This window comes from Arenibacter palladensis, assembly GCF_900129275.1.
Lineage (GTDB): Bacteria > Bacteroidota > Bacteroidia > Flavobacteriales > Flavobacteriaceae > Arenibacter > Arenibacter palladensis.
Genome location: NZ_FQUX01000001.1, coordinates 123,321 through 142,975, shown reverse-complemented (window position 1 = coordinate 142,975; position 19,655 = coordinate 123,321). Strand labels below are relative to the sequence as shown.

Below are 19,655 nucleotides of genomic sequence, written 5' to 3'. Positions count from 1 at the left end.
CACTAAAATCAGGAATCCCTCTTGTTAAATGCATATAGGTCAAAATTTTATCCATAAAAAATTAATCGACATTCCTTTTTGCTAGATTGATAATCTAGAAAGGATTTTTGAACGATTTGTTCTCTGGGATTGTTGTTGGTCTCCTTGGTGTTAAAAGGAACCTATGGGGAAAGAAAAGGTATTTGGGATAAAGGCTATGGCCAATGGCCTATAAGGCTTTAAATTTAATGGCGTAAATCCATTTATGATCCTGCTGCTGATTTTAAAGTATGTCCAAACTTTGTGAATATCGTGAAAAACTAAATCTTATTCAAGATGAACTGGCTGAGAAAGCGGGCTTATCAATGAGAACCATTCTGGGTATTTTGTCAGGAGTAAAACCAAGAGGGTACACATTAAGGGTACTATCTTATGCTTTAGGGATAACTCAAAACGGTATGGAGTTGTGGCAAAAAATTATCCCTGAATATTTTGGGGAAACAGGCAACGAAATTGTGCGAAGGAATTTAGAATAACCTAAAGTTGTACCCTAAAAACAGTGTGCTTTCTAACAACGGTCTGGATATAACACCTGCCATTGGGTTGGCCTATTCGGGGAAATCATTTATTCCGATTTGTAAAATATCATATAATTTAAAAACTTCCATTTAGAATAATAACACTGTATCCTATATTTGCGCTATTCCATTATTCCAATATATCTCCGTTATGTCCAAATTCATAATAATTCTCTTTTTCTTTTTAGGCTTAATGCTTGTTTCATGTAATGGCGCTCCAAACAAGCAAAAACAAACCGATCAGAAACTTATCGATCAAACCGAAGAAGCTTCCAAAACGGAGAGCGTAATAGTTTATAAATCAGACAATTTAATAGTTCATCAGCTATCGGACCACATATACCAACATGTTTCATTCTTAAATACCAATGATTTTGGCAGGGTGGCCTGCAATGGGATGCTGGTTGTAAACGAAAATGAAGCGATAGTTTTTGACACCCCAACGGATGATGAAAGTTCTCAAGAATTGATAAACTATGTGTCCAAAAAGCTTAATAGTGAAATAAAAGCGGTGGTGCCAACACATTTTCACGGAGATTGTGTTGGAGGGTTGGAAACCTTCCTTAAATACAACATTTCAACATATGCATCCAATAAAACCATGGAATTGTTGGGGGCCAATGACAAAGAATTCTCAAAGCCCTTGAACGGTTTTGCCGATAGCCTTACTTTAAATGTTGGGAGCAAAAAGGCATATGTAGAATATTTTGGGGAGGGCCATACCAAGGATAATGTAATAGCTTACTTCCCCCAGGACAATACCGTTTTTGGAGGATGCCTTATTAAGGAAGTAGGTGCTGCCAAAGGCAATTTGGAGGATGCCAATGTAATGGTCTGGTCCAATACGGTGAGAAAAATAAAACAAAAATATCCTACCGCCAAGACGGTAATACCTGGGCACGGAATAGCGGGGGGTACCGAACTATTGGATTATACCGTAAGACTATTCGAATAAAAAGGTCTTAGTCCTTATAAAAAGTAGCGCCCCATTCGTCCATATTCCTTAAAATGTTCTCTAGGGATTTCCCCTTATTGGTCAAGCTGTACTCCACTTTTGGGGGTACCACGGGAAAAACTTCCCGTGTAATTAGTCCGTCCAGCTCCAATTCCCTGACGGTCTGAGTAAACATTTTATTGGAAATACCGGAGATCTTCTTTTGTAAAACTCCTGACCTCAAAGGTCCCTCAAGGAGATGGAACAGTATTAAAGGCTTCCACTTGGTGCCAATTAGGTTCAGGGTATAGTGCAAGGGGCAATTATTTTTGATCATTCTGGTAATGTAAACTATTTATAATCAGTAAAATACTCTTTTTGGTAACTATATAACTTTTTGGTAAGTTATTGCCATTTGGGCAAATATAGATTATTTTTGCGGTCTAAAATAGAATAGATGAAAACTAATAAAACTTATCCAAAATCATTTTCCCACATAGGAATTACTGTTCCCAATATTGTGGAAGCCGTAAAATTTTATTCCGAGGTTATGGGCTGGTATATTATTATGGAACCCTCCACAGTAAAGAAGGAGAGGGAAACGGCCATTGGGCAAATGTGTATCGATGTTTTTGGCGAGGATTGGGAGGAGTTTGAAATTGCCCATATGGCTACCTCTGATGGCATTGGGATAGAATTGTTTACTTTTCCGCATGGGGTAAAGGAAGCGCCGGAGTTTAATCCGTTCAATACCGGCCTATTCCACTTTTGTATACAGGATCCCAATATAGAGGAGCTTGTGGCCAAGATAGTGACCCATGGTGGTAAGCAAAGAATGCCCATAAGGGAATATTATCCCGAGGACAAGCCTTATAAAATGTGTTATGTAGAGGATCCTTTCGGGATTGTATTTGAAGTCTATACGCATAGCTATGAACTCACCTATTCTTCAGGGGCTTATGCCAAATAGGGGAAAATAATTGATCCCTGGTCTCTTGGTAAAGATGTTGTGTAAAATGAAAAAACCCTGTAAATCTTATGATTTACAGGGTTTTTGTTGTACTCGAGGTGGGAATCGAACCCACACTCCGAAGAACTGGATTTTGAATCCAGCGCGTCTACCAGTTCCGCCACTCGAGCAAGGTAATTATTTCTTAGTTTTCAATTTTCTCAGTTGTTCTTTTCCAACACCTGATTTCCAATACTTCTCTCTTTTTCTGCCTTCTATCCAATTTTCCCGAGATTCCGTGAAAATCAATTCAAAAGGTAAATACGGTTTGGTAGTCTTTTCTCTGCCGTTATTATGCCTTGCTATCCTTTCCTCTAAATCCGTGGTCATCCCCACGTAAATATAGTTAGAAGTCAAACTAGATATGGCATAAATCCAAACCATCTTCAATATTTCATTTCCAGCGCGCCTGCCTGTCGGCAGACAGGTCTACCAGTTCCGCCCTGCCTACCGCAGGCAGGCACTCGAGCAAGGTAATTATTTCTTAGGTTTCAATTTTCTCAGTTGTTCTTTTAACCCCTGATACATTTGAGACTGCAAAACTAAAAAATATTTTCTTTATATCACCAAAAAAATAACAACATTTATACTTTAGCAACCCAAATTAATTTCTAAATTTGCACCTCCTTATAAAAAGGAGTTCCAATAAACTAATAAACAATACATTAACAATGCCATATCAAGTACCGGAGCCTAAAATTTTTACCTGTACACAAAGTACCAAGCTATCCGAAAAAATAGCGGAACACTTTGGTTCCAATTTAGGCAATGTTATTTTTTCTAGATATAGTGATGGGGAGTTTCAGCCATCCTTTGAGGAATCTATACGTGGAATGCGTGTGTTTATTATTGGTTCTACAAATCCTGGTCCTGAAAACCTGATGGAAATGTTGTTGATGTTGGATGCTGCCAAAAGGGCATCTGCAAGGCATATAACCGCAGTAATGCCTTATTTTGGTTGGGCCAGACAGGATAGAAAAGACAAGCCTAGGGTTCCCATAGCGGCCAAATTGGTAGCCAAAATGTTGGAGGCGGCAGGTGCTACCCGTATCATTACCATGGACCTGCATGCCGATCAAATACAGGGCTTTTTTGAAAAGCCGGTAGACCATTTATTTGCGTCCACTTTGTTCTTGCCTTATTTGAACAGCCTCAACCTTAGTGACCTTACCATAGCCTCACCGGATATGGGCGGATCCAAAAGGGCCTATGCCTATTCCAAGGCGCTTGGCTGTGATGTTGTTATTTGTTACAAGCAAAGGGCACAGGCCAATGTAATTTCGCATATGGAACTTATTGGAGATGTAGAGGGAAAAAATGTGGTTTTGGTGGATGATATGGTCGATACGGCCGGAACCTTGACCAAAGCGGCAGATTTAATGATGGCCAGGGGAGCAGTAAGTGTAAGGGCAATTACCACACATGCACTTCTTTCAGGGGATGCGTACGAGAAAATTGAAAAATCGAAATTGTCAGAACTTATTGTAACCGATTCCATACCGTTAAAAAGGGAAAGTGAAAAAATAAGGGTAATAAGTTGTGCCGAGTTGTTTGCCGATGTAATGCACAGGGTACATCACAATACTTCCATTAGTTCCAAGTTTCTGATGTAGAAGTATATTATGAGTAAGTAATTTAATTAATATTTAATAAATATAATGAAGTCAATTACAATTAAAGGATCAGAAAGAGAAAGCGTAGGCAAAAAAGCAACAAAGGCCTTACGTAATGCTGGAAAGGTTCCTTGCGTTATTTACGGAGGGGATAAACCATTACACTTTGCAGCAGACGAACTATCGTTCAAGGATTTAGTGTACACTCCAAACGCACACACTGTTGTGGTTGATTTGGAAGGTGGTAAAAAGTACGATGCGGTAATGCAGGATATTCAATTTCACCCTGTAACCGATAACATTTTACATGTAGACTTTTATCAGTTGTTCAAGGATAAGGAAGTTACTATGGACATTCCTGTAAGATTGTTGGGTAACTCTCCAGGGGTTAGAAATGGTGGTAGATTATTGTTCAGAAAAAGAAAACTTGCCATTAAGGCGTTACCAGACAATTTGCCGGATTTCTTTGATGTTGATATCTCTAAATTGAGAATCGGAGGAAATATTTCCGTAGCTACATTGTTGAAAGACGAATTTACCATTCTTCACCCAGAAAACACCGTGGTTGTTCAGGTTAAAGCTGCACGTAATGCGGTCTTGACAGATGAAGAGGATGAAGAAGGAGAAGAAGGAGCAGAAGCTGCTGCAGAAGCACCAGCTGAAGGTGGTGAAGCATAGTTTTTAACTAAAATAAATGTAAAAGCATCCCGTATCTGCGGGATGCTTTTGTATTTTTACGAACTTCAAAAATAGTGATATGTTCCAGTTTTTAGAATCATTTTTTAAATTGAACGGGACGTTATTGGATGAAAAAGACGCCATGAAGAAATTTTTAGTTGTTGGACTTGGAAATATAGGGGAGGAATATGCGGAGACCCGTCATAACATTGGGTTTAAAATTTTGGACTCCTTGGCCAGGGAGGAAGATTTTATCTTTGAAACAGCAAAGCTGGGCGATGTGGGTACCTTTAAGGTTAAAGGAAGGAGCATAATTTGTCTTAAACCATCTACCTATATGAACAGAAGTGGAAAAGCTGTAAAATATTGGATGGACAAGGAAAATATTCCCCTTGAAAATGTGCTTATTATTACAGATGATATTAATCTTTCCTTCGGAACCATTCGTTTAAAGACCAAAGGCAGTGATGGGGGCCATAATGGATTGAAGGATATTCAGCAGTACCTCCTTACTACCAATTACAATAGGTTGAGGTTTGGTGTTGGATCGGATTTTGGAAAAGGAAAACAGATAGATTATGTCTTGGGCGAATGGAACCAAGAGGAAAAGGATGCCTTGGTGGAACGATATGAAAGAATCAATGCACTCATCCGTTCATTTGTGCTTTCAGGCGTAAACAGGACAATGAACGAATACAACGGAACCTAGAACTCTTATCGTACTTTAAACTCTGAAATGCTATTTGTAGCGGTATTTCCTTCCCTGTCCATTGTAACTATTCTCCAGTAATAAATTGTGTTGGCTTCTACACTTACCTTTAGATCGGATTTTCCCGATGTTAGTGTGCTTATCAGGGTAGTTGGTGGGGTTTCTGTTGAAAAATAGACCTCGTATCCTTCCAGATCATTATCCACATCTGCACCTTCCCATTCCAATAGAACCTCATTATTAATATCCCTGGCTATGTTCGATCCTGTTTTGGGAGCTATAACCTCCGCAGGAAAAGGTGCATGGGTGGTTTCCACACCAGCATTAAAAAATCGCCATGTTTCGCTACGTGCCGTTTCCGAAACTTCAGTGTTTTTGGAAACTACCAGCCATGAATAAGGGGCTCCCCTTTCAATATTCAAATTTGCCGAGGGGCCACTTACCACAATGGTTTGGGTGGTGTTGGTATTCAAGTTGGTAGCCCTTAATTCATAGGATTCCGTATGGTCCGATGCTTGCCATCTAAATTGCACCGTAGAATTATTGGTTCCAGTTACATTTATGCCGGTCGTACATTCCGAGTTTTTTTCCGGAAAGACAAGCTGTGCGGACAAGGGTGGTTTGGGAGAGTCTTTCCCTCCGCATCCCACTAGGGCCAAAAAACATAAAATTATGGTGATTGGTTTCATCCGTTTATTTTTTTACAAGCTTAACATTACTATTTACACCTTCTCCCTTAAGCTTAAGGATATAGATACCCGAAGGCAAGCCAGTAAAATTAATATTAATTTCATTGCTATCTAGGGTATAGTCCTTTTTGCGGATCAATTGGCCTGCATAATTAAAAATCTGTGCATTTACGGTTTCCGGTCCATTATTAAGGAAAATATTGACCTCCTCCTCAAATGGGTTGGGGAATACCAGGGGTTCGTCCATAAGGAACAATTGATCTTCATAAATGCCTTGACATTGCAAATTGGTTGTTACCTTGATTTGGTTGATACCTTGTTTAAGTTCCAGAGTAATGCTGGAAGATTTGGTTTGCGTAACAATGCCATTTAGTTCAACATTGTACCAATCGCTCCCTTCAAGGTTCAATATGGCCTGACTCCCCGAGGCGGTTAGCTTGGAAGTAACGGTTAAGGGCGGAGGTTCTGTAATGATGGCTTGAAAACAATAGGGTTCGTATGCCTTGTCATCTTCTGTTCCAATAATGCATATTTCATAAGTCCCGGCCGCAAGGCCTTCTTTAAAAAAGAAATTGGTGAAATTATTGCTCTCATTTATTCCATTGCCGATAAGCGTAAGGTCGTAGTCCATATTGATATCGGCAACAATACGTATAGAACCATTATTTTGATTGCTACAGGATTCACTATTGATTTCCACTTCAAAATTATCTGCAGGTAAAATATAAACGGCACATCCGTTTAAATCCACCGTGGCCCCCATAGGGGTGTTTAGGCATAGATCATCGCCATCATCAAAAACACCATCTTTATCCTCGTCTGCCCTAAAGGTGCCTTCTACACAAATGTCCATAGAAAAAGCATTTAAGGACCCTCCATCCGAGGCCGCAATGTCCTTGACCTCCAGTATCCAGTCCCCATAGGTAGATTCTCCATTAAAAGCAGCCAAAGAGCCCAAGGGCCTTACAGTGCCCTGAATGGCCGGAGTTGTTCCACAAATAAATGCTTCCGCACTATCATCAAATGTAGCCAGTATATCCTGATTTCCTCCACAGGAATTGGATACGAGAATTACCCGAGTGCCGGCGGGGGATATAAGGGTTACTTCCAAATCGGCAAGAAAGGAATGGGTAAGGTCCAAATTAACATTTATATCTGCTACGGGCAGGTCGTTCAAAAGGGTAATGGTAGATGTTATTGTGGGTGCCCCTGTTGTTGATATTGTAATGGGCAAATCCTTGGCCGATTCCAAAGCACAGTTTAGTTCCAAGGTGGTAAAGCTAAAGGCCGGACCAAAGGTTCCCTCTCCACAGCTATTCTTGGGTTTAACATGCCAATAATAAGTGGTTTCCTCTGCCAGGTCGGTGGCCAAATAGTAGTTGAAAATAACAGTGGCCGAATCAATAATATTGGTGAAGGCCGCGTCATCGGCAATCTCAACATCATAGGAGGTGTAGGAGGAATTGGATTCCCATTCCAATTGTGATGCTATACGAGCACTTGTAGAGCCATTGGTGGGCAATTGTAGGACTACATCCGCAAAGGTAGTTTCTAATATTTTCACATCTATTACAACTTCCTTAGTTACGTTTTCTGAAGTCGCCACTATACTTATGGGGTAATTGCCGGGAGTTACCAAATCCGTATTGGAAAAGGTAATATTTACTAGGGTATCGTTCACCATAGTGGAGGTAGGGGAAAAATCGACTGTCAATCCCGGGGGCATACCGGTGGCGGAAAAGGTGGCCTCCCCGGAAAAACCATTATATGTTTGGTAGTTGAAGGGCACAATTAAATCATTTCCTTGGCAAACTTCGTGTTGCAATTGGGCAAAGTTCAACACTATATCGGATGATGTTATGGTAAAATCGGCAGCGTTTACCGCCAAAAAGATGTTGTCGTGGGCACTGACCATTATTCGGCCTGTAGGAGTTGCAAATCCAGGGATCAATATGTCCTGTTGCCCGTCATTGGGCACGCTGTCAGCTAATTTTATGGGAAAGGAAGCGCCTCCATTGGCGGAAAAATAGATGTCAACTTTTTGTGCGTTTACCGGACCCTGATTTGTTTTCGCTACATCCCAGGTAACCTCTTGTCGCGTGCCTGCAGTATAAATCTCATTGATGGCCTGGGAAGTTATTACGAAGGGTCCGGCATTGTCTATGACCATAACCTTCACCAGGTCCGAGGCAACTTGTCCGCCCCCAAGGGAATTGTCCCTGACGGTAAGTGCAAAGTCCAGTTCCCGTTCTACAGAGGAAACGGTTTCCCAAGTGGTATTTACGTTGGGGTTGGTTTGGGTAAGGTTGCCCGATACAATACTGCTCAACCTTGGAAAATATCTTGTTGGAGTTACCGTTGGTTTTAAGGATCTAAAATTGGCGCCACTGAGATTTGTGGGCCCAAAGGTGTTATGGGTAACTATGCCGTCATTTATTTGTTCCCAATTGTAGGTAAGTATATCATCTATGTCCGCATCGGTCGCATTGCCCCTTAACCTAAAGGCGGTAGATTTTGGGATGGTAAAGTTGCCGGTGGGCACTATTTCGGGTGGAGTGTTCAGCAAGGAGATTTCCTGGGCACAACTTGTTGTTTTTATATATTCCGATATCTGAAATATACTGTAGTAATGAAAATAGTCATCCCCGTTTAGGGCAACATTGTTATTTCCGGAAATACCTGCATATCCCATGATTGTGCTTCCGCTTCCTGGTTCGGCCTGTACCAGAGTGCCTTCCGATTCAAAGGACCAGGTGTGGTTGGCGCCAAACTGATGCCCCATTTCATGCGCCACAAAATCCAGGTCGAAAATGTCCCCTTGAGGTATCAGGGCAGAGGAATAGGCACTCCCTTTTCTGGAATCTATACATACCGAGGCAATAAATCCGGCATTGCCCCCATTTTGGTCCTTTTGAAACAAATGGCCTACATCGTAGTTTTCAGCGCCAATAACCGTAGTTAAGGTATTTTGTACTTCAGAATTAAGATTTGTTCCATAGGGATCGGTATCCTTGTCCGTGTAGATGACCTCATCGGTATTGGCAACAATTTCCAGACTGATTCCCAAATCGGTTTCGAAAATTTCATTTACCCGTGTAATGGTAGCATTAATGGCCGCTAGGGCATCCGGTACTGTTCCGCCGTGGAACTCGGTATATTCCCCTGTAGCTGAGATGGCTACACGGAATTTTCTTAACACCTGGCCATCTACCAACTTTAAGGCAGTAGGCCCTTTGTCCTTTTCTATAAGGGAGGTGGTCTCGCAAATGAAATTAGTGTTCATCATATAGGCATCTTTCCTATTGTACACTATATATTCATTTTCGGAATCCGAAACCTTTTGCATGTAGGTAGCGTTTTTGCTTTCGCCATATACAATCATGCTTTGTACCCCGTTTTGGGAAACACTAAATCTTACCCTATCCTTTACGTTATTTAAACCTCTACCGACATATGACTTTATTTGGGGGTATTTCTTGGAAAGTTCCGGGGAAAGGACGGAGGCTTCTTGGACGACGAATGGAATCAGGTCCCCGTTTTCGTCCGGAAAACTCACTATTTTTGAGGCCTTATTGCGCTGTGCAGCCTTAAGCTCGTTGTTAAAAATGTCCTTCTTTAGGGAAAAAGTAACGCCGTTCCTTATTTCCAACTTTGCTGTCTGCCTCTGTAATTGGCGGCTCCCGGAATCGGTTTTATCCCAATATTTGGTTTGACCAAAACCGCAATAGCAAAGAAAAAATATGGATATTGAAAAAACAAGACGTAATTTTACAACCATCAAGCGGGGTTTAGTACAAACTCAAAGATAAGTTTTTTTATTATTCCATTTTTGTGATAACAGTTCAAAGCATCTCCAATTACGATAAAGCGCACCCTACTGCCATTACCATTGGCACTTTTGATGGTGTGCATATTGGTCACCGTAAAATATTGGAACGTCTCATAAACAATGCCAAAGTATTGGAGTTGAAATCTACGGTGCTTACTTTTTTCCCCCATCCTAGAATGGTACTTCAAAAAGATGTTTCTATAAAGCTTTTGAATACCATTGACGAAAAAATTAAAATCATGGAGGAATTGGGTATCGATTATCTAATCGTACATCCATTTACCAAAGAATTTTCACGCTTATCCGCAACACAGTTCGTTAGGGATATTTTGGTAAACGATTTAAAGACCAAAAAAATCATTATTGGTTACGATCATAGGTTTGGGAGAAATAGGAATGCCAATATTAATGATTTGATGGCTTTTGGGAATGCCTTGGATTTTGAGGTGGAGGAAATATCGGCCCAGGAAGTGGATGATGTTTCCGTTAGTTCAACAAAAATCAGGAAGGCCTTGGAAGACGGGGATATGAAAACGGCCAATATGTATTTGGGGTATAATTATATGCTAACAGGGAGCATTGTTAAAGGAAAAGGATTGGGAAGGAAATTAAACTTTCCAACTGCTAATTTGTCCATTCCCGAAGAGTACAAGCTAATACCCAAGAACGGGGTCTATGTAGTGAGCAGTGTATTAAACGGCAAAACTGTTTTTGGAATGATGAACATAGGCTTTAATCCTACCGTGGAGGGCAAGACCAAAAGTATAGAAATTAATTTCTTCGATTTTGAACAGGACCTTTACGGGAAAGAAATTCAGGTCGATATTATTGATCGGATACGGGATGAAAAAAAGTTCAATTCCCTGGAAGCTTTACAGGCACAACTGAAAAAAGATCGGGAGACTTCCCTTTCCATAATCTCTAAATAAATGCTGGATCGGTTTCTTTTTAAGCAAATCGATAATAGTCCGCTCCTAATTTTCAGGGTATTTTTTGGCATTCTTGTTAGCCTTGAATGCTATGGCGCCATTGCCACGGGTTGGGTCAAAAAAAATCTGATAGACCCGGAGTTTACGTTTAATTTTATTGGTTTCGACTGGCTGCAACCATTGCCGGGTATAGGCATGTATTTGTATTTTATTGCCATGGGATCCTTAGGGGTTTTTATTGCCCTGGGTTATAGATACCGATTGAGCGCTGCGGCCTTTGCCCTGCTCTGGACGGGTGTTTACCTTATGCAAAAAACAGCCTACAACAATCACTATTACCTGCTTATTCTGATTGCATTGATTATGGCCTTTATGCCGGCAAACAGGGATTATTCGCTGGATGCCAAAAGAAACCCGTCGATAAGGACCAATCACATGTCCGCCTATTTGAGATGGGTAATTATCTTACAATTATTTATAGTTTATACCTATGCCTCCGTGGCCAAGATGTACGGGGACTGGTTGGATTTTAGTATTATAGAAATTCTTTTTAAGAATAAAAAATCCTATCCCATCATTGGTGGGCTGCTTCAGGTACCTATGGTTCATAGTATAGTAGGTGTTTCGGGTATTCTGTTCGATTTGTTTATCGTGCCCGCCCTCTTGTGGAAACCTACAAGAAAATGGGCTTTTTTTGCTTCCATATTCTTTCATTTGTTCAATTCCATAGTCTTTCAAATCGGAATTTTTCCTTATTTGGCATTAGCGTTTACGGTATTCTTTTTTGAGCCTGAATCTATTCGAAAATTGTTTTTTAAAAAGAAGGAACCTTACCAAGGGGATGCCGTTGTTGTGCCGCCCAAAAGAGAATTGGTTTTGGGAATTTTGTCGCTTTATTTTTTGATCCAACTGGCCCTGCCTGTCCGCCATTATTTTATAAAGGACGATGTATTATGGACAGAAGAGGGACATAGGTTGAGTTGGAGAATGATGTTGAGGAGTAGGACCGGAATTACTACTTTTAGAATAGTGAACCATACCAACGGGAATTCGTATCTGGTAAATTTGGACGATTATTTAACAAGGGGACAGAAAAGTAAAATTAAATCCTATCCGGATTTTATGTGGCAGTTTGCCCAACGCCTTAAACGGGAATACGATGAAAAGGGGGAGGACATCTCGGTTTATGTAAATTCTAGGGTGAGCGTCAACGGAAAACCGTACCAAGAATTTATTGATCCAAAAATAGACCTTGGCAGCGCGTCCTGGAATTATTTTGGGCACAACGATTGGATCTTGCCCTCACCATCAAAAAATTAGTATAATAGTATTGCCTTCTGGTTTGTTAAAACGGTTTGGTCCTATGGCACAGTTGCAGGGGCATTCCCCATGGATCACGGAGCATTACCAAATGGCTGCCGTCTTCCTTTGTTATTTCCTCTACAAAACTGGCTCCTTTACCCAGTAACCTAATCTTGTCTTTTTCAGCGTTTTGGGAAACAAATGCCATATGAAAGCTAAGTGGGTGCTTTGTCTTGAAATTGGTGATTTCCTCTTCAGGTCTATGGTAAAGTTCTAGGATTACCCGTCCCGTTGAATCTTCCAAAAAGGTCATGAAAGGAGCTTGCGATTGTTCAGAAACTACTTTTAACCCCACATTGGCAACATACCAATCCTTAATGTCCTCTACGTTTTTTACGTTCAAGGCGATGTGTTCAAAAACCATGAAATTTAATTTTGCTAACTATATCCGGGCTAAATTTATACCGAAAATCCGAAGATTAGGTTAAATTTGCACGATAAAAATCAAAAAAAATGTTGCAGTTACAGGCTATCCGTGAGGATAAGGAACAAATTGTTGAAGCTTTAAAAAAGCGTAATATTGAAGCCCTTCCAATTATTGAAAGTGTCCTTCAATTGGATGAAAAACGACGGTCCCTGCAGGCACGCCTGGATAATACACTTGCCGAATCCAACAGTATTTCAAAGGAAATAGGCCAGCTTTATAAAAGTGGTAAGGCTGCGGAAGCCAACTTTTTAAAAGAAAGAACCGGTAGTTTGAAAGAGGAGTCCAAGGAATTGAACGAGGCCTTGACGGCAACTGCAACCGAACTACAAAATTTACTGTACCAAATTCCAAATGTTCCACATACATCAGTACCTGCTGGTAGCACTGAGGAGGATAATGAAGAGGTGTTCAGGGAAGGGGATATCCCAACCCTAAAAGAGGGGGCGCTTCCACATTGGGAATTGGCAAGGAAATATGACATTATAGATTTTGAATTGGGAGTAAAGATAGCTGGCGCCGGATTTCCGGTGTACAAGGGAAAAGGTGCTCGATTGCAAAGAGCCCTTATTTCTTACTTTTTGGATAGGAATGCAGCTGCTGGATATAATGAAATTCAAGTGCCCCATTTGGTAAATGAGGCATCAGGTTATGGTACGGGCCAGTTGCCCGATAAAGAAGGACAAATGTATCACATAGGTGAGGACGATCTTTATTTGATCCCTACGGCCGAGGTACCGGTAACCAATATTTTTAGGGATGTTATTATAAGCGAATCCGATTTTCCCATTACGCATACCGCTTATACTCCTTGTTTTAGGAGGGAAGCCGGGAGTTACGGTGCGCATGTGCGCGGACTTAACCGCTTGCATCAATTTGACAAGGTAGAAATAGTGCGGGTGGAGCATCCCACTAAATCATATGAAGCTTTGGACGGTATGGTAGAGCATGTGAAAAATATACTTAGGGAACTTAAATTGCCCTACAGGATTTTACGACTTTGTGGAGGGGATTTGGGCTTTACTTCTGCCCTTACCTATGATTTTGAGGTCTTTTCAACGGCCCAGGATCGTTGGTTGGAAATTAGTTCGGTCTCCAATTTTGAAACCTTTCAGGCAAACCGATTAAAACTGCGCTATAAGGACGAAAATGGTAAAAGTCAATTGGCACATACCTTAAATGGCAGCTCATTGGCCTTGCCCAGGGTATTGGCCGGAATATTGGAAAATTATCAGACAGAGGATGGAATCCAAATTCCTGAAGTCCTTATCCCTTATACCGGGTTTGATAAGATCAGCTAAAACTAGCCGGGCTAAAATTTGTATTTAAAGCCTAGGAGATAGTGGTCATCACTGCTGTTAAAGGTGAGTTTCATATGTTCTTTTTGATGGGGGGGTAGTGAAAATATAGCAGCTGCCAACCCTTATTATGGCCCCTGCCAAAACATCCCAACCATCTTGTTTATCGGCTTGTGTTTTGGAATAACCGGTGAGACCGGCAGGAGCATTTTTTTAAATTAGGAGACAATGGATTGTTGTAGGGAAATTTCGTCCCCTGCATTTAATGGTTTCATTCCAAAAAGAATAAACAAGGTTACAGCTTAAACCTAAGCTGAAATTAAAGTTTGGCCTACTTATAATTCTTTATATTGGCCTTAACATCCACTTTGTACATTCTACGTATCTTTGAAAAAAAGAATCTTTGCGACTACTTATTTCCATACTTATATTCTCTTGTTCCCAACTACTGGTTTCCCAGGAAGACTTTTTGGCGAAACAATATTTTGAGGATGGTGCTTTTGATAAGGCCGTGGTATTCTATGAAAAGTTGGTCGCCAAAAATCCAATGCGGACAGATTATGGCGAAGGCTTAGTGGCCTGCTACCAACAATTGGAACAGTATGATAAGGCCGAGGAATTTTTGCTGAACGCGGTGAACGAACAAAATATTTATCCTACCATGCTCATTGAGCTGGGGTACAATTATACCTTGCAGGACCAACCGGAAAAGGCGACCGATTATTACAATGCAGCCCTTCAAAAAATTAATGAGAATCCCAATTATGGCTATGGCCTTGGTTACAGGTTTCAGAAATATGCTTTATTGGATTATGCCTTAAAGGCGTATTCCATAGCTATGGAGCGTAATCCCCAATTGGATTATAATTTTCAAAAAGCCAGAATCTACGGGGAGCAGGGGAATATAGAGCAGATGTACGAATCCTATTTAAAATTAATAAGTGAAGGCAAGGCTTCACAGGCAAATGTACTGCGCAATATCAACGATTTTATAAGTGCGGAGGCCGAAAATCCAAATAACATAAAATTCAAAAAGGTGTTGCTTCAGAATGCACAAAGAAGCCCGGATATCCTATGGAACGAATTGCTGAGTTGGCTTTTTGTTCAACAAAAACAATTTAGGAGCGCCTTTAACCAAGAAAAGGCCATTTACAAAAGGGGCGGGGAGACTTCGTTGCAGCGTTTACAGGGATTGGGAAAACTGGCCATGGAGGAGCAGGATTTAGATACCGCAAAGGACGTATTTCTATATATATCCGAAAATAGTGCAGACGCTATTGTGGCCTTGGATGCAGAGCTAAATCTTATTGAATTGGATTTATTGGAAACCGATGATAAGGTGCTGGACAAGGTCCAAAAGAAATTCGATGACCTGCTAGCAGTACACGGTTACCAAATGGAAACCCTTCAACTGCAGATAGCCTATGCCAAATTCTTAACCTTCAATAAGAATAACCCCGAACCTGCTATTGGGATATTACGCCAATGTTTGGAGCTGCCCATGAATAATTATAGCAAATCCTATATTAAAAGTACTTTGGGCGATATTTTGGTCTTTGATAGGCAGTTTAATCAGGCCTTGATCTATTTTTCCCAGATTCAGAAAGATTTGAAGAATGATGTCCTTGGTCAGGATGCCCGTTTTAAGGTAGCGCAAACTAGTTTTTATAAAGGGGATTTTGATTGGGCTTTAACGCAATTAAAGATACTTAGGGGATCTACCTCGCAATTGATTGCCAATGACGCCATGCAGCTAAGCTTATTGATTTCCGATAATTCATTGGAAGATTCCACACAAACGGCCTTAAAGAAGTATGCCCGGGCCGATTTTCTGGCCTATCAAAATAAAAAGAAGGATGCGGTGGACCTGTTGGAAGATATTCTCCAAAATCATAAAGGGGAAAAAATAGAGGATGAAGCACTTCTGAAACAGGCCGAAATTTTAATTGAATTAAAGGATTATGAAAAGGCGGAATTTAACTACCTTAAAATAGTGGAATTCTATGCCAACGATATTTTGGCCGATGATGCCAATTTTGCCCTGGCGGAATTGTATCGCAATATCTTGGATCAGCCCGAAAAGGCCAAGGTGCATTACGAGAAAATTATCTATAACTATCAGGATAGTTACTTTTTTCCGCTGGCAAGAAGGAATTTCAGGATGTTGCGGGGAGACAGTATTAATTAGTGTCCAACGTCTTGGCCCGTCCATAAATGAATATTAATATTCCCTTTCGGGAAAGTAAAGAAATAGCATGTATATTTACAATGTTACCATGAATATTGAAGAATCTATCCAAGGACAGTGGTTGTCCTGGATGAAGGAGGTCCATATCCCGGAGATGTTGGAAACCGGAAAGTTTACCAAGGCTATTATGTCCCAGGTTTTGGTGGAGGAGGAGATGGGAGGGGTTACGTACTCCATTCAATATACCACAGATTCTAAAGAAACCCTTCAAAAATATTATGCCGAAGATGCAGAAAGACTGCGTAAAAAAGTGATGGAACTCTTTGCCGGTAAGTTTGTTGCCTTTAGGACAGAGTTGGCGATCATTAGCGAACATTAATTAAATACGCAGCGCCATGAGCAAAAAGGGGAAAAAGGCCTTCCGTGCCAAGAAGGAAAAGTTCAATAGACCTTGGCAGGAGGAAAGTCCGGTAAAAGCAAAAAAACATTTAGGACAACATTTTTTGAAAGATGAGACCGTTGCCCAAAAAATTGGGGAAACCTTGAAATTGGACGGATATCGAAATGTTTTGGAAATAGGGCCGGGTACCGGGGTGCTCACAAAATATTTGTTGGAAAAGGATATAGATTTGGTGGCTATGGACCTGGATGAGGAATCCATCATTTACCTTAACCACAGTTTTCCTTTGGAACACAATAAATTAATGCAGCGCAAGGGAGAATTCAAGGTTTTGGAGGCCGACTTTTTGCAGTATGACCTATGGACCCTTTTTGGGGAAGAGCAGTTTGCCATTACCGGGAATTTTCCTTATAATATTTCCACCCAGATCGTCTTTAAGATGTTGGAATTTAAGGATCAGATTCCGGAATTCACCGGAATGTTCCAAAAGGAGGTCGCCGAAAGGATTTGTGAAAAGGAAGGGAGCAAGGCCTATGGAATTCTATCCGTTTTGGTACAAGCATTTTACGATGCTGAATATTTATTTACGGTTTCGCCACAAGTATTTGATCCGCCTCCCAAAGTGCAGTCAGGAGTATTGCGACTTACCAGAAAGGAAAATTTCCGTTTGGATGTGGATGAAAGACTGTTCAAACAGGTGGTCAAGGCAGCGTTTAACCAGCGTAGAAAGACCATTCGTAACAGTTTAAAAACATTCAATCTTTCAGATGTTCTAAAAGAAGATGCTATATTTGGCCTGCGTCCGGAACAATTGAGCGTTGCGGACTTTATTTCGTTGACACAGAAGATTGCAAATGATACCATTTAAACTCACCGAGGAATATTTAGCTGAAATAGAACAGCTAATAGACGACCAGCAGGACGGGCAATTGTCCGCGCTCTTGGCTGAGGTGCATTATGCGGATGTGGCAGAGATCATCAACGAATTGGATGAGGACCATGCCACCTATCTTATAAAACTTCTGGACAGCGAAAAAACGTCCGAAACCCTTACGGAGTTGGATGTAGATGTCCGGGAGGCCATCCTTGCCAATCTGTCTGCCAAGGAAATTGCCGGAGAGTTGGACGAGTTGGATACCGATGATGCCGCTGATATCATAGGGGAACTCCCCAAAAATATGGTCCAAGAGGTTATTTCCGAATTGGAGGATAGGGAACATGCCAAGCATATTGTGGACCTGTTGCGCTATGACGAAAATTCGGCGGGTGGACTTATGGCCAAGGAGCTTGTAAAGGTCAATGAGAATTGGAACGTACTTACCTGTGTAAAGGAAATGAGGGCACAGGCTGAAAATGTTACCAGGGTGCATTCTATTTATGTAGTGGATGATGAAGGTAAACTTAAGGGGCGACTTTCCCTCAAGGATTTGTTGACTACCTCCACCAAGACCCATATCAGTGAAGTTTATATTCCCAAGGTAGATGCGGTTAACGTAAATGAAAAACCAGAGGAAGTTGCCAAAATCATGTCCAAATACGATTTGGAAGCCATTCCTGTGGTCGATGAAATTGGAAGACTGGTTGGCCGTATTACCATAGACGATATTGTGGACGTTATAAGGGAAGAGGCGGAAAAGGATTATCAATTGGCGGCCGGTATTTCCCAAGATGTGGAGGCGGACGACAGTATTTGGGATTTGACCCGTGCAAGACTGCCCTGGTTGTTTCTGGGCCTTTTGGGAGGTGTAGGGGCCGCGGCCATAATGGGTGGCTTTGAGACGCTAATGAGCGATTATGGAGTGCTATTCTTCTTTACCCCTCTAATAGCTGCGATGGCCGGTAACGTTGGGGTGCAATCCAGCGCTATAATGGTGCAGGGATTGGCCAATGATGATCTAAAAGGGAGTATCACCGGAAGGCTTGTAAAGGAAATGCTGTTGGCCTTACTTAACGGAACCGTTTTGGCGTCCATACTATTATTTTTTACCTGGCTTTGGAAAGGTAGTTTTCTTACCTCCCTGGCCATTTCCATCTCCTTGATCACCGTAACCGTGGTGGCAGGGATTATTGGGACCTTTATACCGCTCTTTCTACACAAAAGGGGCATAGACCCCGCCATAGCCACGGGTCCATTTATTACCACAAGCAACGATATTTTCGGGATTTTGATCTATTTTTCCATCGCCAAGGTTATTTTGGGCATTTAGGGCACTCCGCCTTGTTGGGCGGCGGGCTTTCCGCGCTACACGGTAGCCAGCTGCAATCCCTAGTGCAAGATCTTAGTTTAATTTATAAAGCCTGTTTCCCGGTTACCAACCAATTGACACAGATGACGTAAAGTTGGCACAAAGATGGCGTTACCACAAAACCTGATCCGATTTAGTTTTGTTTTATATTATTAAAACACCAAGAATGAAAAATGGAAATTTAGCAAAAAGGGTAAAGGGATTAAGAAAGAGAAATGGCTTGTCCCAAGAGGCATTGGCTGAAAATTCAGGATTGAGTTTAAGAACAATTCAGCGCATTGAGAATGGAGAAACCCAACCGACCGGTGACACCCTCAAAAGGATTGCCAAGGCACTAAATGTTACGCCCAATGAACTGGTGGATTGGACCATTATGGAAGACAAGGGATTTTTGAAAGCCCTTAATTTGTCCGCACTTACATTCCTGTTCTTTCCCATACTTGGAATATTGGTGCCTTTAATAATGTGGATCTCTAAAAAGGACAAATTAAAGGATCTTAACAAGTTAGGCAGGGATGTTATCAATTTTGAAATTACTTGGACAGTATTGCTTTTTCTTGGGTTTCTGTTAAATGCTGTTTACATGGCCTATTATTGGGAAACAAATGGAGTTGTTTCTGCAAGTAGCATACTTTCCAGTGTGAGGTTCAATATGTTCTTTCTAATTTTTATGTATTTGTTTAATCTCGTATTTGTAATTTTTAACACCGTCTTAATTGCCAGGGATAAAGAGGTCAGGTATTTTCCCAAGATTAATTTCATAAGAAAATGATGAAGTTATTGTGAGCAT

The 19,655-nt window shown here is 41.1% G+C and carries 19 protein-coding genes and 1 tRNA gene; 14 read left to right on the top strand and 6 right to left on the bottom strand.

Annotated elements, in window-relative coordinates; all coding sequences use genetic code 11:
- The first annotated feature begins 269 nt into the window (after positions 1–269).
- Together BUA60_RS00485 and bla are read left to right on the top strand one after the other, a co-directional pair.
- Positions 270–515, top strand: a complete 246-nt coding sequence (locus tag BUA60_RS00485; protein ID WP_072859807.1) for a helix-turn-helix domain-containing protein — start codon at positions 270–272, stop codon at positions 513–515.
- Between the two features lie 193 nt (positions 516–708).
- Positions 709–1,512: a subclass B1 metallo-beta-lactamase gene (gene bla, locus BUA60_RS00480; RefSeq protein WP_072859806.1), complete on the top strand. Its 804-nt coding sequence runs from the start codon at positions 709–711 to the stop codon at positions 1,510–1,512.
- Positions 1,513–1,519: 7 nt separating this feature from the next.
- On the opposite strand, the gene BUA60_RS00475 is transcribed toward bla, so the two are convergent.
- The gene (locus BUA60_RS00475) at positions 1,520–1,828 is read right to left on the bottom strand and encodes a winged helix-turn-helix transcriptional regulator (RefSeq protein ID WP_072859805.1); all 309 of its coding nucleotides are present in this window, start codon (positions 1,826–1,828) and stop codon (positions 1,520–1,522) included.
- Between the two features lie 120 nt (positions 1,829–1,948).
- Here BUA60_RS00475 and BUA60_RS00470 point away from each other — a divergent pair, with 120 nt between their 5' ends.
- Positions 1,949–2,461: a VOC family protein gene (locus tag BUA60_RS00470; protein ID WP_072859804.1), complete on the top strand. Its 513-nt coding sequence runs from the start codon at positions 1,949–1,951 to the stop codon at positions 2,459–2,461.
- Positions 2,462–2,551: 90 nt separating this feature from the next.
- On the opposite strand, the gene BUA60_RS00465 is transcribed toward BUA60_RS00470, so the two are convergent.
- Together BUA60_RS00465 and BUA60_RS00460 are read right to left on the bottom strand one after the other, a co-directional pair.
- Positions 2,552–2,631: transfer RNA gene (locus BUA60_RS00465), tRNA-Leu, on the bottom strand.
- 7 nt (positions 2,632–2,638) lie between these two features.
- Entirely contained in the window at positions 2,639–2,830 is a 192-nt protein-coding gene (locus tag BUA60_RS00460; protein WP_245802482.1) for a GIY-YIG nuclease family protein, read from the bottom strand.
- Between the two features lie 341 nt (positions 2,831–3,171).
- On the opposite strand from BUA60_RS00460, the gene BUA60_RS00455 reads away from it, so the two are divergent.
- The 3 genes from BUA60_RS00455 to pth all read left to right on the top strand — a co-directional run bounded on the left by BUA60_RS00455 (position 3,172) and on the right by pth (position 5,500).
- Positions 3,172–4,113: a ribose-phosphate pyrophosphokinase gene (locus BUA60_RS00455; RefSeq protein ID WP_072859802.1), complete on the top strand. Its 942-nt coding sequence runs from the start codon at positions 3,172–3,174 to the stop codon at positions 4,111–4,113.
- Between the two features lie 45 nt (positions 4,114–4,158).
- Positions 4,159–4,791, top strand: a complete 633-nt coding sequence (locus tag BUA60_RS00450; protein WP_072859801.1) for a 50S ribosomal protein L25/general stress protein Ctc — start codon at positions 4,159–4,161, stop codon at positions 4,789–4,791.
- Positions 4,792–4,870: 79 nt separating this feature from the next.
- The gene (gene pth / locus BUA60_RS00445; RefSeq protein ID WP_072859800.1) at positions 4,871–5,500 is read left to right on the top strand and encodes an aminoacyl-tRNA hydrolase; all 630 of its coding nucleotides are present in this window, start codon (positions 4,871–4,873) and stop codon (positions 5,498–5,500) included.
- Positions 5,501–5,505: 5 nt separating this feature from the next.
- Here pth and BUA60_RS00440 read toward each other — a convergent pair whose 3' ends face one another.
- Together BUA60_RS00440 and BUA60_RS00435 are read right to left on the bottom strand one after the other, a co-directional pair.
- The gene (locus tag BUA60_RS00440; RefSeq protein ID WP_072859799.1) at positions 5,506–6,189 is read right to left on the bottom strand and encodes a hypothetical protein; all 684 of its coding nucleotides are present in this window, start codon (positions 6,187–6,189) and stop codon (positions 5,506–5,508) included.
- A gap of 4 nt (positions 6,190–6,193) precedes the next feature.
- Complete coding sequence (locus BUA60_RS00435; protein ID WP_072859798.1) at positions 6,194–9,967, bottom strand: zinc-dependent metalloprotease; 3,774 nt, start codon at positions 9,965–9,967, stop codon at positions 6,194–6,196.
- 53 nt (positions 9,968–10,020) lie between these two features.
- Between BUA60_RS00435 and BUA60_RS00430 the strand changes: the two genes are divergently transcribed.
- Both BUA60_RS00430 and BUA60_RS00425 read left to right on the top strand, forming a co-directional pair.
- The gene (locus BUA60_RS00430; protein WP_072859797.1) at positions 10,021–10,947 is read left to right on the top strand and encodes a bifunctional riboflavin kinase/FAD synthetase; all 927 of its coding nucleotides are present in this window, start codon (positions 10,021–10,023) and stop codon (positions 10,945–10,947) included.
- Positions 10,948–12,267, top strand: coding sequence for an HTTM domain-containing protein (locus tag BUA60_RS00425; RefSeq protein ID WP_072859796.1), 1,320 nt, complete (start codon positions 10,948–10,950; stop codon positions 12,265–12,267). It abuts the gene before it with no gap.
- Between the two features lie 25 nt (positions 12,268–12,292).
- Here BUA60_RS00425 and BUA60_RS00420 read toward each other — a convergent pair whose 3' ends face one another.
- Positions 12,293–12,673: a VOC family protein gene (locus tag BUA60_RS00420; RefSeq protein WP_072859795.1), complete on the bottom strand. Its 381-nt coding sequence runs from the start codon at positions 12,671–12,673 to the stop codon at positions 12,293–12,295.
- 89 nt (positions 12,674–12,762) lie between these two features.
- On the opposite strand from BUA60_RS00420, the gene serS reads away from it, so the two are divergent.
- The 6 genes from serS (at position 12,763) to BUA60_RS00390 (ending at position 19,637) form a co-directional block, all read left to right on the top strand.
- Complete coding sequence (gene serS, locus BUA60_RS00415) at positions 12,763–14,034, top strand: serine--tRNA ligase (RefSeq protein WP_072859794.1); 1,272 nt, start codon at positions 12,763–12,765, stop codon at positions 14,032–14,034.
- Between the two features lie 400 nt (positions 14,035–14,434).
- Entirely contained in the window at positions 14,435–16,219 is a 1,785-nt protein-coding gene (locus BUA60_RS00410; RefSeq protein WP_072859793.1) for a tetratricopeptide repeat protein, read from the top strand.
- Positions 16,220–16,286: 67 nt separating this feature from the next.
- Positions 16,287–16,598 (top strand): DUF4286 family protein, encoded by a 312-nt coding sequence (locus BUA60_RS00405; protein ID WP_072859792.1) that lies wholly within the window; start codon positions 16,287–16,289, stop codon positions 16,596–16,598.
- A 16-nt stretch (positions 16,599–16,614) separates the two neighbouring features.
- A complete protein-coding gene (gene rsmA, locus BUA60_RS00400) occupies positions 16,615–17,487 on the top strand; it encodes a 16S rRNA (adenine(1518)-N(6)/adenine(1519)-N(6))-dimethyltransferase RsmA (protein ID WP_072859791.1) in 873 nt (290 codons plus the stop codon).
- A complete protein-coding gene (gene mgtE, locus BUA60_RS00395) occupies positions 17,474–18,826 on the top strand; it encodes a magnesium transporter (RefSeq protein ID WP_072859790.1) in 1,353 nt (450 codons plus the stop codon). The genes rsmA and mgtE overlap by 14 nt, the downstream gene beginning before the upstream one ends.
- Positions 18,827–19,031: 205 nt before the next feature.
- Positions 19,032–19,637, top strand: coding sequence for a helix-turn-helix domain-containing protein (locus BUA60_RS00390; protein WP_072859789.1), 606 nt, complete (start codon positions 19,032–19,034; stop codon positions 19,635–19,637).
- Positions 19,638–19,655: the final 18 nt, after the last annotated feature.